This is a genomic window from Runella sp., from assembly GCF_027484545.1.
Classification (GTDB): Bacteria; Bacteroidota; Bacteroidia; order Cytophagales; family Spirosomataceae; genus Runella.
The window spans coordinates 23,982-37,680 of the sequence record NZ_JAIXST010000018.1 but is presented as its reverse complement, the minus strand read 5'-3'; the positions used below and the strand labels follow the sequence as shown (position 1 = coordinate 37,680).

General features: G+C 42.7%; 15 protein-coding genes. 4 read left to right on the top strand and 11 right to left on the bottom strand.

What is annotated here, in order from left to right; all coding sequences use genetic code 11:
• Positions 1 to 135 precede the first annotated feature (135 nt).
• A complete protein-coding gene (locus tag Q0081_RS01330) occupies positions 136 to 735 on the top strand; it encodes a sensor histidine kinase (RefSeq protein ID WP_298348413.1) in 600 nt (199 codons plus the stop codon).
• A gap of 39 nt (positions 736 to 774) precedes the next feature.
• Here Q0081_RS01330 and Q0081_RS01325 read toward each other — a convergent pair whose 3' ends face one another.
• The 7 genes from Q0081_RS01325 to corA form a co-directional block, all read right to left on the bottom strand.
• Positions 775 to 990, bottom strand: a complete 216-nt coding sequence (locus tag Q0081_RS01325; protein ID WP_298348412.1) for a hypothetical protein — start codon at positions 988 to 990, stop codon at positions 775 to 777.
• A gap of 80 nt (positions 991 to 1,070) precedes the next feature.
• Positions 1,071 to 1,814, bottom strand: coding sequence for an SGNH/GDSL hydrolase family protein (locus Q0081_RS01320; RefSeq protein ID WP_298348410.1), 744 nt, complete (start codon positions 1,812 to 1,814; stop codon positions 1,071 to 1,073).
• A 246-nt stretch (positions 1,815 to 2,060) separates the two neighbouring features.
• A complete protein-coding gene (locus Q0081_RS01315) occupies positions 2,061 to 2,498 on the bottom strand; it encodes a DUF6934 family protein (RefSeq protein ID WP_298348408.1) in 438 nt (145 codons plus the stop codon).
• Between the two features lie 44 nt (positions 2,499 to 2,542).
• Positions 2,543 to 4,999 (bottom strand): outer membrane beta-barrel family protein, encoded by a 2,457-nt coding sequence (locus Q0081_RS01310; protein WP_298348406.1) that lies wholly within the window; start codon positions 4,997 to 4,999, stop codon positions 2,543 to 2,545.
• Positions 5,000 to 5,096: 97 nt separating this feature from the next.
• Positions 5,097 to 5,609, bottom strand: coding sequence for a heme-binding domain-containing protein (locus Q0081_RS01305; protein WP_298348405.1), 513 nt, complete (start codon positions 5,607 to 5,609; stop codon positions 5,097 to 5,099).
• A gap of 146 nt (positions 5,610 to 5,755) precedes the next feature.
• Positions 5,756 to 6,328, bottom strand: coding sequence for a YceI family protein (locus Q0081_RS01300; protein WP_298348404.1), 573 nt, complete (start codon positions 6,326 to 6,328; stop codon positions 5,756 to 5,758).
• Positions 6,329 to 6,632: 304 nt separating this feature from the next.
• Positions 6,633 to 7,577 carry a magnesium/cobalt transporter CorA gene (gene corA / locus Q0081_RS01295; RefSeq protein WP_298348403.1) on the bottom strand — a complete coding sequence of 315 codons (945 nt, stop codon included), beginning with the start codon at positions 7,575 to 7,577 and terminating at the stop codon, positions 6,633 to 6,635.
• A 192-nt stretch (positions 7,578 to 7,769) separates the two neighbouring features.
• Here corA and Q0081_RS01290 point away from each other — a divergent pair, with 192 nt between their 5' ends.
• The 3 genes from Q0081_RS01290 to Q0081_RS01280 all read left to right on the top strand — a co-directional run bounded on the left by Q0081_RS01290 (position 7,770) and on the right by Q0081_RS01280 (position 10,250).
• Entirely contained in the window at positions 7,770 to 8,324 is a 555-nt protein-coding gene (locus tag Q0081_RS01290) for an RNA polymerase sigma factor (RefSeq protein WP_298348402.1), read from the top strand.
• 110 nt (positions 8,325 to 8,434) lie between these two features.
• Positions 8,435 to 9,202, top strand: a complete 768-nt coding sequence (locus Q0081_RS01285) for a hypothetical protein (RefSeq protein WP_298348401.1) — start codon at positions 8,435 to 8,437, stop codon at positions 9,200 to 9,202.
• Positions 9,180 to 10,250 carry a hypothetical protein gene (locus Q0081_RS01280; RefSeq protein ID WP_298348399.1) on the top strand — a complete coding sequence of 357 codons (1,071 nt, stop codon included), beginning with the start codon at positions 9,180 to 9,182 and terminating at the stop codon, positions 10,248 to 10,250. The genes Q0081_RS01285 and Q0081_RS01280 overlap by 23 nt, the downstream gene beginning before the upstream one ends.
• A gap of 115 nt (positions 10,251 to 10,365) precedes the next feature.
• Here the strand turns inward: Q0081_RS01280 and Q0081_RS01275 are convergent, their stop codons facing one another.
• From Q0081_RS01275 to Q0081_RS01260, 4 genes are all read right to left on the bottom strand, one after another.
• Positions 10,366 to 11,580 (bottom strand): MFS transporter, encoded by a 1,215-nt coding sequence (locus Q0081_RS01275; RefSeq protein ID WP_298348397.1) that lies wholly within the window; start codon positions 11,578 to 11,580, stop codon positions 10,366 to 10,368.
• Between the two features lie 151 nt (positions 11,581 to 11,731).
• Entirely contained in the window at positions 11,732 to 13,024 is a 1,293-nt protein-coding gene (locus tag Q0081_RS01270; RefSeq protein ID WP_298348395.1) for an MFS transporter, read from the bottom strand.
• 109 nt (positions 13,025 to 13,133) lie between these two features.
• Positions 13,134 to 13,328: a hypothetical protein gene (locus Q0081_RS01265; protein WP_298348393.1), complete on the bottom strand. Its 195-nt coding sequence runs from the start codon at positions 13,326 to 13,328 to the stop codon at positions 13,134 to 13,136.
• Positions 13,325 to 13,549: a DUF1761 family protein gene (locus Q0081_RS01260; RefSeq protein WP_298348391.1), complete on the bottom strand. Its 225-nt coding sequence runs from the start codon at positions 13,547 to 13,549 to the stop codon at positions 13,325 to 13,327. Before Q0081_RS01260 ends, Q0081_RS01265 begins: the two co-directional genes overlap by 4 nt.
• Positions 13,550 to 13,699: the final 150 nt, after the last annotated feature.

Sequence of the window (13,699 nt, the reverse complement as noted above, 5' to 3'; positions counted from 1 at the left end):
GATGAAATTTCTCATGTTATTTAGGATTCGATACCCAAAAATAACACACTCGCTAACTCTTTTTTTATACAATAAATCTACTCAATCAGTAGATTGCATTTGATTCTTGAATCTAAGCTTTTAAAGAATGTAAGTTTGATACAAGATACCTCTTGGTTATCATATAAAGTGAGGCTATTGTGTATTCTTTTCGATGTCTTTGTCTTGTTCGTCGGAATTACATTACAAATTAGAAAATTAAGGATTGAAAAAGACAGAGCTGCTCGCTTAGCTTTAGAAAATGAAATTAATCTTTATAAGGAAAAAGAACGTATAAGTCGAGATTTACATGATAGCGTAGGATCTCAGTTAACGATTGTTACTTCAAGCCTCGATAACGCCATTTATTTAGCAGAGAAACAAAAATTAGGCATCGATAAAATAGAGAAAATTAATGAATATGTACGTGAAGCTATTCAAAGCCTGAGGGATTCGATTTGGGTAACACATCAAAAAAGAATAACCTTTTTAGATTTCGAAACTCGTTTGAATACGTATCTATCGAAATCTTTCGATGGCCTTCTAACTTTTACTGCCGATTTTAAAGAAATCCAAAACACAGTAGAGTTATCTTCTATTCAAGCTATTAATTTATTTCGAGTGCTTCAGGAGGCTATTCAGAATACCGTTAAACATGCTTCGGCCAATGCAATATCAATAAAAGCTAAGTTGTACTCACTCTCTTTTACTTTTTGAAGTTGGTTTTTTTCACCTACGTCGTCTAAAAAGACTGGATTACCGTTCAGATTTTAATAAAAATACACCTGCTCCTAAGGCCAACACGGCCAAGCCCAATTGAATGTAGGCGGATGATTTTCCACTTTCATTATCGGCGTCAATTTTTAAGCCCAGCACTTTTACCAAAGCTGAGCTGTTCTGAAATTTTTGAACTCCATTGTATCCCAATACAATAGCAAGGACGATAAGAACGATTCCAATTATTTTTTTCATAGCAAATAGAAGTTTGAAGTAATGTATTTTCTCTTCTATACGCCTAAAGAAGTATGCCGGTAAGAAAAGTAAGGCTTTTATTACCTCAAAAACCGCAAACGCTTCCCAACCTGCTTTATCCATTCCCGTGCCATGAGTTCGTGGGCAAAGACCGTGGGATGAATGCCGTCCCATATCCAGTACTCGGCGGGAGCTTTTTTTAGAGCTTTGTCAAAAACGGCAGGATAATCCACTACTACAGCGGCAAACTCTCCGGCCAGTTTGCGAATAACAGCTTGGCGCTTGTTGGTATCATCACGCCATTTTTCAAAATTCTCGGCGCGTTTGCCTACAGGATACACAAAGGGGATTCCCAACACAAATAAAATCTCAGGATTGGCACGTCGGCAGTCGGTTAATAAGCCACGGTAAATACTTTCAAACTCATCGATGGTGGTGGCTTCGGCGGGCTTATTGAGAGTAGCGGCCGTGTCGTTGATGCCAATCAAAATGCTGAGTACATCGGGTTTGAGATTGAGCGTGTCGGTTTCCCAGCGTTTTTGTAAATCCGTGATTTTGTTGCCGCTAATGCCTCGATTATAAAACGTAAAGCCCTCTTCCGGAAAATCCGCCCCGATTCGACTTGCCACCGAATACGCGTACCCATGCCCCATAATGTGATTGGGGTCGAGGCTGCGGCCTCGGTTTCCGTCGGTGATGGAGTCGCCCTGAAACAAAAACGTGAGGGCTTTTTGGGGTTTGGGGAATGTAGGGTTGGGTGTTAGAGGGAACTCGGTTGCGAGTCCTGTTAAGGCGGCTGATTTTATAAATTCACGTCTTTGCATTGCTATTTGATGCAATTATAGTAGTTCACAACAGTTGCCAATCCTTCAAACCGCCGTAGAAGATAAAGTGAATAGAAACTATTTTGTTAGGGTATCTAATTGCTGTTTATCAATTTTTGCAAGCAATTGATTGACCAAGTCAGTTTTATGAGCTACAGCTTCATTAAGCGTATTGAACTTTCCTATTTTCTTTTTGGGAGAGTTCCGTTTCGAGGGCATCAAATTTGTCTCCATATTTCAATAGTATTATTTCTTTTTGAGAATAACAAATTCGTCATATTTTTCATTCCTTTCAAAAGGTACTAACCCTTTATCTGATAGCCCTAAAATAGTCAGAAAGTGACCCACTTTTTCTATCTCTTTAGTTAAAATGATGCTGTACAATCGTGTTCTATGAGTAGTACTTCCCGAAAAAGCAATCTTTGCATTAGGATTATGGGACAAAAACGCCAGTATTGTTTGTATGACGGTCGCTAAATTTTTTTCCATGTCACCATTCTTACTTTCCACAAATACATCCAACGAACCATCAGGCAAAACATCGGCTAAAGTTAAACTGAAAAAATCAGGTAAATCAGTTTGCTGATATACTATAACTTTAAGAATCTCTTTTTCTCCAATACTTGTAAATTCATACCTAAAAGCATCTTCTAAAATTACAAAATCATAAAAAGGTTTATCCATTGATTACTTGATTTTTATCTGTCAAAAGTCGGCATAAGGTATCACTATCCCTCTTCTCCACTAATCAAACTCTTCTGTTTTTTGCCGCCGGCTGCCTGATTCAACCGGTACATCACCGTCAAATTAAATTGGCGGGCGCGCATTCCCATCGTTGCTTCGGTATAGAAATTGACCCCTTCGGTGATGGTACGCATGTAGCGGGAGTTAAACACGTCGATAACGTTGAAGGTTAGCGAGCCTTTGCCTTTGAGAATTTCTTTGCTGAATGCTAAATCCAGATAAGCACGGGCTTTGCGGCGTCCTTGGGGGAGTTGCTGAGGCGCTTCATAGTTGGCGCGCAGTTGTAAATCCGTCTGCGGAGCCAACGTAAAGCGGGAAGTTTGGCGGGTAAACCAGCTATACGTGTCCGCTTTGAAACTGGCATCCAAGTTTTTGCCGTCGGTAATGGCGCGGAAAAAGTTGAAGTTAAAATCCAGTTTCCACCATTTGATGGGCGTATACGTGCTGGTAAATTCTGCCCCAAAAGCGTCTTCCGTCGCTAAGTTTTCGGGGCGCGTGTTGGAGAAGCCTTGCGCATCAACGCGACGAATTCGCAGAACTTTACCGTTGGTGTGACGATAATACAGAGACGATGTAAACGAACCTTTCTCGAAGTAATTGATATGCCCTAAATCGTACGAATTGGTAAACTCCGGATTGAGGTCAGGATTTCCCGAAAAGAAGTTACGTTGGTCCGAAAAAGTAACGTACGGGCTCAAATCGTTGTAGGTCGGGCGGCGAACGCGACGGCTATAGCTTAGCTGTAAAGCATTGTCTTTGTTCAAATTGTACGTGAAGTGAGCGCTTGGGAACAGATTGGTGTAATTGCGCGGATTGGTTTGATTGGTCTCGCGCAAAATGGTCGTAATGTCGGTCATTTCAGCGCGCAGGCCCACTTGGTAGCTCGTTTTCTTGGTTTTATTTCCAATGATTCCGTAAGCACCGTAAATATTTTCTTTGTAAATAAAGTAGTTGTCTAAGCCGGGGAGTGTCTCAAATACCCCCGCATCGTTGCGTTGGGTAACGATATAATCATTCACCATGTCTCTGAAGCTGGTGCGAACGCCGGTTTCAAATTTTCCGTCTTTCCCAATGGGCTGAACGTAGTCCAACTGTGCCAAGAACTGATTTTCATACTCGTCATTCAACGATTTTTGCAGCAGATTTGCTTTGGTATTGGGCTTACCGTTGGCCAAAACACTGTTTTGAGTAAATGTCTGATCCGAGCGTTCCCAATACGTCAAATACCGAACATCCGCGGTCAGTTCCTGATTTTTTCGGTTGTAGGTTTTCTTGTAGGTCAGGGCGTATTCCGAATACGGTTCTGCTTCGGTTTCCCGTTGCTGACGGTCGGTGCTTGCCTTTAAATTAGTGAGATTGTTAATGTAATCTTTATAAGTAATGTCCGTAATACGCAGCACATCCGTGCGCCGGAACTGATAGGACGCCGTCAATATATTTTTCTCATTAAAGAAATAATCCAAACCGCCGCGAATGGTATTGGCCACGGTTTTGACGTGATTATTTGAAGTTTGTTGTAAAATGGCCGTTGTATCTTTGCCATATACTTCCTGATACATACGTCCTGCGCCGATAGGTACTCGGTAGGCAATGCCGTAGTTGAGGAAGAAATTCAGCTTGTTTTTACGGTAGTTGATGTTGGCCGCAATTCCGTAATTAGGCCGAAAACCCGTTACTACTTCAAAGGAGCCGTTAAAACCCTGCTTGCGTTCTTTTTTGAGAACGATGTTGATAATTCCCGATAACCCTTCGGCTTCGTAGCGAGCAGAGGGGTTGGTAATGATTTCTACTTTTTCGATTTGATTACCCTGCAATTGCTGCAAGCCCGCACCTCCTTTAAAACTCACTAAACCAGAGGGTTTGCCATCAATCAAAATCCGTACGCCGTCGCTTCCGCGCAGTTTGACGTTCCCTTCGGTATCTACCGACACCGACGGAATATTGCTCAAAATGTCAATGGCAGTTCCTCCCGCGTTGGAAAGGTCTTTCCCGACGTTGAAGATTTTTTTGTCCAATGATAATTCCATCGAGCTTTTTTCTGCCTGAACCACTACCTCATCCAAGGTTTTGGACGAAGATGCAATTTTGAGAATTCCCAAATCGTGCGAAGATTGTTCTTTGGAAAGTGTGAAGGGGCTTGTTTTCAATGATTTATAGCCGATGAACTCAATGACTGCGTAATACTGCCCATAAGCGGCGTCTACCGAAAATAGACCTTTATCGTCAGAAATAGCGCCTGAAACCAGCGTGCTGTCGGTGCTTTTGAGGACGCGAATAGTGGCGTAGCCGAGTGGGGCGTTGGTTTGAGCGTCCGTAATTTTACCTTTTAGGGTAGCGGCTTTTTTACCTGTTTGCGCATTGGCTGACCAAAAACCAACTAATGAGAAGCTTAGAATGACTAAAGCTGTAAAGAAGGAGTGGGTGGGTACAATATTTTTCATACTACTTTAAAGAAAACGCGGTGCGGGATGTACTCAAAGAACTTTTTCAAAACTTAAACTTTGACCAAGTTCTTTGAGTAGTTATTTACCCGAAAGTCTACTTGCCCGGAGGCGGGCCTTGCGGGCGACGCATTACCAGACTGTCCGCGCCATACTGAGATTTTAGCGAGTCCATGTTGGTTTCTGCCCATTTAATGAGAATTTGTTTTTGGGCTTCGGTCAGCTTAGCGCCCGAGTGAAGTCCAAAATAAGTATAGGAAGGCAGGGGCATTTCTCCTTCTTTGATCATCTCAATCGTTTCTTCAAACTTGTGGTTTTGATAAGCAACCGGGCGGGAAGTGAACTCAGAAAAATTCAGGTGGCGTTTGCCGTCGTTAACGTGATCGGCCAAAATCCATGCTACAGGCTGAAGGTTTGAATACCAAGGGTATTCGGTCTTATTGCTGTGGCAGTCGTTGCAGGCAACCTGTAAAATGTTCTTCACATCGGTGGGTACGGCGTATTTGGAAGAAACATCGTACAGATGATCGTTTGAAAGATTTTTCTGAGGGTGAATGAATTGAATGACAATAAACACCGCTACTAAGCCGAACAGGATTTTCTTTACCATGATTTTGAAGGAATTAGATGTAAAAACAATAGAACACTAATTTTTTAAGAAGAAAATGATTTTCGCCGTAAAAGAACATAATTCTTTCATAAAAATCGTAAAAACCAGTGTTCTACCAAGCAGCAAACAGCACTTTCTGACAAAAGTTAGTTTTTCTGAAACTCACCCGTAGCTCGCAGGGAGATATCATCGCCAACCATTACCGTAGCTAATTTACCCCCAATGCCATAATCGCTTCTTTTGACGGTGCCGAGGGCTTTGACACCCAATTGGAGTTTTTTATTGGCCGGGTTGGGATGCGCGGCGGGACCGTTCATGGTTACGTCCAAGGTGATGGGTTTGGTAATTCCTTTGATGGTAAGGTCGCCCGTCATTTTGTACTTATTCCCACCGACTTTTTGAAGTCCGGTGCTTTTAAATGTCATCGTTGGGTATTTTTCCACATTGAACATATCCTCACTTTTTAAGTGGTTATCCCGCATTTCAAGGTCGGTATTGATACTTGGCGTCTCGATGGTTAACTCAAAAACAGCGTCAGACAAATCGTCTTTGGAAGCAGTAATTTTGCCGTCCATTTTTTTAAAGTAACCGTCCACTTCCGAGATGCCGTGGTGTTCGGCGATAAAAGTAGCTTTTGAATGGCCTTTGTCTAAAGTCCATTGGGCAAATGAAAAAGTAGAAACAAATAAAAGCGCAATAACAATCACGGACTTCTTCATGTGTTTGATAGGAGTTAACTTTGTTAAAAGATGGATTAAATTGTTTTTCGGGGACAAAGTAGGCACTATTTTACGTTTGCCTCCACTGACCGGCGTTGATAATTGGCATTTGCCCAATTTTTCCCGACAGATGCTCCAAAAGAGATGATTAGCGGAGTGAGCATATATCAAAAAATATTTTTGACAATGATTTTGTTGTCAACTGCTTTTGACAACAAAATCATTGTTAAAATAGGATTGCTTAAGAGACATACATATTGGTACGTAAGCAATGACGGGACTGCTGAAAAATGCAACTACACAGCTATATCCAATGCTTGCGTTTAAAAAATGACCATATTCCTATCATTGACAACGCCATCAGTAACAACGAAAACCAGAAGCCAAATTCATGTTTGGAGGTAGGTAACACTTCGTAGTTCATCCCAAAAATCCCGGCAATGAGGGTGGGAGGCATGAAGATAATGGTAAAGACGGTGAAGATTTTAATGATTTGGTTTTGCTCCAAGTTAATCAAACCCATAAATGTATTTTGCAAATACTCTAACCGCTCAAAGTTGAATGTACTGTATTCTAAAATGGAGGAGATGTCTTTCAGGATAATGCGCAGGTGTTCTTTGTGACCTTCGGGAAAAAATTGACTGCGTAAAATACCCGACAATACGCGTTGTTTGTCAATAATGGTTTCGCGCAGCAACATTGTATTTTCCTGCATTGCGCTTATTTTCAACAGCATTCCCTGCTTGGCTTTCTGCTCACGATTCAGATCCTTACTGATATTGCTAATGTCTCTGGCCAAGCCTTCCAACAAATCGGCATCACTTTCAATGCGGGTTTCCAGTAGCAGCAACAGCATATCAACCCCGGTCTGAAACGTATCCTGACTTACTTTCATCTTGCGTACCGTATCGGCAAACGTCTTAGAGTCACCACTGCGATACGTAAATAACACACCCTCCCGTACCAAAACCGAAACGGGGTAGGTAGCATAACCTTCAGATTCAATCTTCAAAAAATTAAAATTGGCGTTGATGGTATTGTCTTGTTCAAAATACCGCGCACTGCTTTCAATTTCTACGATTTCCTGTGGTGTCTGAAAACTAATGTTACACTTGGTTTCCACCCATTCTTCTTCGTCCTGAGAAGGCGACTGCAAGTCTATCCACAAAATATTTTTCACATGTCCAATCTCTCGAACATCGGTTTCCCGTTTGATGTGTTTACCCTCTCGATAAAATATTCTGACCATACCTCACTTTCATTTGTGCCAAAGTTAGCCAATTGATTTTAGGATTTTGCGTAGATTTGATAGATTTTGCCGTGGCATTCCGACACTTGCCTCCCTCAAAACTCAGTAAAATTGTAGATTATGCATTATTTTTTTTCAAAGTGATGCAACATTTTCCAAATCGTTCTTGTCATTAACTCGAAATTACAGCCTTTGGAATCTAAACTATACATAGACAGACACGTCGAGCTCGTCGAACGCTGCAAGCAGGGAGAACGAAAAGCACAATACGAACTGTATAAGCTTTATTCAAAATCCATGATGAATGTGTGTATGCGAGTGGTCAACCACGTTGGGGAGGCCGAAGACGTATTGCAGGAAGCATTTTTGGATGCTTTTTGCAACTTACATACGTTCAGGGGGCAGTCCACGTTTGGGGCGTGGCTGAAGCAGGTGGTGGTCAATAAAGCCATCAATCACCTCCGCCAACGTAAAATGGAGCTCGTTGACATCGAAGGATACGGTGACGACGACCACGACATTGCCGATACTGAGTCGTTTGACGAAGAAGGCATTCAAATGGACGTAGAGCGGGTTCGTCGATGTATGGAACAGCTGCCCGAAGGCTATCGAGTGGTTTTATCGCTGTATTTGTTTGAAGGCTACGACCACGAAGAAATCGGTGAAATCCTCGGCATCAGCGAAAGCACTTCCCGAACGCAATACATGAGAGGGAAAAAGAAGTTATTGGAATTATTGAAAAATTAGTAGTGAGTACGGGGCACGCAACGGCGGACCGTGCCCGAGCGGTGAAAAGTCAGTAGTGAGAATAAATGCAATTACTGAATACTAAGTACTCCATACCAAATACTAAAAAGATGAAAGATAAATTGCAACGATTCGTCAGAGACAACCGCGAGGCATTTGATGTGCATGAGCCTTCTGATGACCTTTGGAATCGGTTGAGTGAAAAATTGCCCAAAGCAAGCGAGATTGTCAGTGAAAACACGGATAAGAATAATAGTGTAGATAAAGATAACGCCAAGCCGATAGGAGGGGATAATTTTCAGGCAGCGATTGTTCATGAAAGTTTTCAGAATGGTCGTACCTATAATCCATTCTTTTTGCCTAAACCAGAAGGTGGCGGTGGTGTATTTGATAAACAATCAGAAAAACCCTCCTCTTTGGACAAATTAGAACGTGATGGTACATCGAAAAATAAATCTTTTCAATGGAATTGGCGCATTGCTGCTTCTATTGCCCTCCTCATGGGATTGGGTTGGTTTGGATATCGTATTAATCAGAATTATGGAATTACGGAGGCTCCGGAAGTAGCTTTGGCCGATCCCGGTTTTGCCAAACAAGTGAGCCAATATACCCAATTGATTGACAACAAACGGGCGGAACTTCGTCAAATGACGGAAAGCGACCCAGCATTGTATAAAGAATTTGCAGTGGAATTGGATCAGCTTGAGCGCTCATACCAAAACCTGAAATCTGACCTTCCCAAGAACCCCAATCAGGAAGTCGTGATTCAGGCCATGATCCAAAACCTGCAATGGCAGATTGATTTACTGAACCAACAGTTGGATATTATCCAACGCATCAAAAACAAGAACAACCATGCAAACGATAAACTTTCGTAAGATTAATAGTTATCTGTTAATCGTTATTAGTTGCTTTTTCGCTTTTGTAGCCCGTGCGGGAGAGTACGGCAGCGTCGAAAAGAAAAAGTCGGTTATTAAAATTTATGACGTAACATCTAAAGACAACTTATTGCTTGACAATCAATTTGGACAGGTAAAAATCAACCTTTGGGATAAAAATGAGGTCCGGGTGGATATCAGCATTACGGCCAATGCTAATAACGACGACCGCGCCCAACAGTACTTGGATGGCGTGGAAATAGAAGACAAAAAAGACGGCGGCCAAATCAGCATTCGTACCGTTATTAACAAAAACGGGAATTCAAACTGGAGTTGGAAAAGTAACAATAACGAGAAAAATTTTGTACAGATAGACTACACGGTTTCGATGCCGAAAAATACTCCGTTAACCGTTAAAAACCGTTTTGGTGCTACCAATATTCCCTTTTTCAAGGCACCGCTTGTAGTCGAATCCAAATACGGGAGTTTTACAGCCACTGATTTGACCGGCAGTAAAAATGACATTGATGTATCGTACGGGAAGGCTGATATTCAGCAGATGCTGAACGGAACGATTGACATTGCGTACTCAACCCTTGATCTTGTCAAAGTTGAAAACCTCATATTGGTCAATAAGTTTGGCAAAATGAAAATCGGCGAAGTCGAAACTCTGGACGGGCAAATCAGCTATTCAGGAGGACGGATTGGAAATTTGAAAGGCTCCGGCAAAATCAAACTCAGCTTTTCAGGCGGTTTTCGCATCGACCAACTGAATCAATCGGCTGAGAATTTGGATATTCAGGCCAGTTATTCATCAGTGGTGATTCCCATGGAAAACAATGATTGCAGCTTTGACGTCACTGTAAGCTACGGCGGCTTTAAATATCCTACTGACCGTAAAGTTGCTTTTACCCAGAACGACGATGATCGCAAAGACGACGACCACCGCGGTCCCCGCATGACGAAACAATACGTGGGTAAAATTGGAAAAGGAAACGGTACGAAGCTGAAAGTAGTCTCAAAATACGGAGAAGTAAGCTTACGATAATTCTTTTTGAAGTGTCGAATTAATTTGGAGTGCAGAATGTCGAGTTAATTCTCAATTCGATATTCTGCACTTATTTTTTAACCATTTGTGTTTGAATTACCAAGACCTGCAATTTTTATTCTTCCATAAAATCCAGTGCCTTTCCGTACGTTTCCTCTGTTTTGGTAAGTGAGAAAAGGGCTAATCCGTAGCAAAGAGCTCCCAAAATAGCAGCACCGCCGAGTGTTCCCAAGGAAGGCTTGAAAGCCTGAAAGGCGAGTGTCATCGGAATGGCCATCCCGCGTACAATACTTGGCACAGAGGTAGTGGCAGTAGCGCGGAGATTGGTACCGTAAAGTTCGGCTACCATCATGAGGTAAAGACCGATATAGCCCGTGCAAATGCCTGATAAAAAGCAAATTATATAAAATACTGTTGGAGAAGTGATACCCCCGAACAGATAAACTCCGGCACAAATTGCCCCCACAAACATAATATAGCCAATGGCTTTGCGCCGGGAATGAAGCCATTGGCTTAAAGGTCCACTGAAAAAATCTCCTGCCGTTAATCCAAAGTAAATGAACATAACGCATTTGCCGGGAGAAATGGCTTCCGTAATTCCGAGTGCTTTTCCAAATTCATTTCCAAAAGTGCCTAATATTCCCACGACAAACCAAGTAGGCACGCCAATCATGACGCAACGCAGGTATTTAACAAAACGCGGCCAACTGCTGAAAAAATAGAAATAATTGCCTCTGCTGACATTTTGCTCTTTGAGTTCTAAAAACAACCCTGACTCGAAAACGCTAACCCGTAATAAAAGCAATAAAAGTCCCATGCCGCCGCCCACCATGTAGGCCGTGCGCCATTCAAACCACTCCTGCGTTAAGTACGCGGCACCCGCGCCCAAGTACCCTACACCTGCCACCAAGGTAGGTCCGAGGCTGCGTACTTCTTTGGGAATAATTTCTGTTACAAGAGTCATCGCTGCTCCAATCTCGCCCGAAAGACCCACGCCTGCTACAAAACGCAGCAACGCATACGTATTAGGGTCTTCCACAAATCCGCAGGCGATATTGGCCAAAGAATAGGTTACAATGGAACCAAATAAAACCGAAAGTCGGCCTTTTTTATCGCCCAGTACGCCCCACAAAATCCCTCCTGCGAGTAAACCCGCCTGTTGAGAGTTGAAAATAAAGGTCCCGATTTTTGAAACTTCGGCCTCGGAGTATCCCATAGATTGTAAGCTGGGAATGCGTACAATGCTGAAAATCAGTAAGTCATACACATCTACAAAAAAGCCTAAGGCCGACACAATGACAGGCAAGGCAAAAAGAGCACGGTATTTCATGAAGTTAGTGTCGAATTCAGAGTAGAGAGTGTCGAGTTGGGGGAGTAGGGAGGGTAAAATAATTTCGAGGGTCAAATGCAGACGGGGTCGCCCGTGCGATGTCAAATAAAACTTAATTCGACACTTTGCATTTGACCCTCGACACTCTTTTTTATTCTTCTACAAAATCAAGGTCTTTGCCGTGGGTTTCGGGAACGGTGAGGGTTGAATAAAAGCCTAAAAAGTAACTTAACACTCCGACCAAAGTTCCCGCACCAATCACGCCCAATTGGGGGACCGTAAGTTGAAACCATCCGAAAACGTCTAAAGTCCCTAACTTAAAGCCCGTAAAAAGCATAGTCATAATGATAACCATTCCACGTACCATGTTGGGGATGGTGGTGGCGGCAGTGGCGCGGAGATTGGTGCCAAATTGTTCGGCCCCAATGGTAACAAACATGGCCCAATAGCCGATACCAAAGCCCATAAGCACACAAAGACTGTACAGAGCAAAAGCCGTTTTTACTCCTGCAAAAAGATAAATAATACTGAACACGCCCGAAAAAGCCATCAGGAGGGCAACGGCTTTTTTGCGGGAATGAAAATAATGACTGATAAATCCGCTGGAAAGGTCGCCGATGGCGAGTCCTACGTAACACCACATGATGGCCAATCCCGGTTTGATGGGTTCCTCAATGCCAAATGCTTTACCAAATTCATTACCGAAAGTAGCCAAAATGCCAATCACAAACCACGTAGGAAGGCCGATTCCAATACACTTGATGTAGCGCTTAAAGCGTTCCCAATTGGTAAAAAACGAGAAGAAATCGCCTTTGGCAACGTGTTTTTGGGAGGATAATCCTTTGAACATGCCCGATTCTACCACGCCCACTCGCAGCAATAATAGCCCAAAACCTAAGCCGCCGCCTACAAAGTAAGCAATGCGCCAATCTCCAAAAACTTCGACGGTAAAATAAGCGACTACCGCTCCTAAAAGACCAATCCCTGCTACTAATGACGTTCCAATGGCACGCAATTCTTTGGGAAGGATTTCGGAAACCAACGTAATACCGGCGCCTAATTCACCCGCCAAGCCAACTCCGGCAATAAAGCGTAAATATTTGTATAAATCCGTTGCCGGTAAAAATGAAGTATCCTGAATAAAACCGCATAAGATGTTGGCAATGGAATAGGTAATGATGGAGCCAAAAAGTACGGAAAGTCGGCCTTTTTTATCACCCAACACGCCCCAGAGTATTCCGCCGATGAGCAATCCGCCCATTTGCCAGCTAATGATGGAAGCTCCGATGGTGGATACTTCCTGATCACTCAGTCCTAAATCTTTGAGACTGGGCACGCGTACAATGCCGAATAATAACAAATCATAAATATCAACAAAATAGCCCAATGCGGCCACAATTACGGGAAGTCCAAAAAGTAAATTTTGGTTAGAAGGTTTAGACATGTGTTAAGGGGTTATGGATTTTTTTGCAATAATACAAAAAAGCATCGGTCGGTTTAAACGGGAGAAGCCCGTCCGACGGGTGCTTTTTTACAGTTTTTTCACTATTCGCTTATTTATACTTCTTCCATCCGCCCAAAATCGCCCCCATCGCTGCCCCGCTGATGGCGCTGAACCCTGCATTCAGGATAGATAGCCCAACGGGTTTTAACTCGTAAGCATTGTTAGTAAAAATATTGCCACCCACAATCAACGCCCCAATCAATGCCCCTGTCATGGCACCCGTTTGTACGGTACTGATCTTCATGGATTTGAACAAAATAGCCAAGGCGTACGCCCCAAAATATAGGTGATAAAACTGATGATGTAGGCAAAGCCCCCGCCACCGTTTGCCTGTATTTGGGCTTCGGTAAGGCTGGCCAATTTCATCCAAGGCTCGCTGAAACCGATGTACCAGGCAACGCCTAAAATAAAAGTGACAATAGCAGCGGCCAATACAGCCAAGTAGTTGATTTGTAAAGATTTCATTGCAGTAAAAGGTTAGGTTTGGTAGAAATAATTCGGGTAGAAATTTATAAAATTTCACCGCAATTTTTACTATAGAAGAAAGAAATTTAGGCTCAAATGAAGTGGACAGTGGAGATACTGACTACGGCAATCGCTGTTTTGTAAAATAGG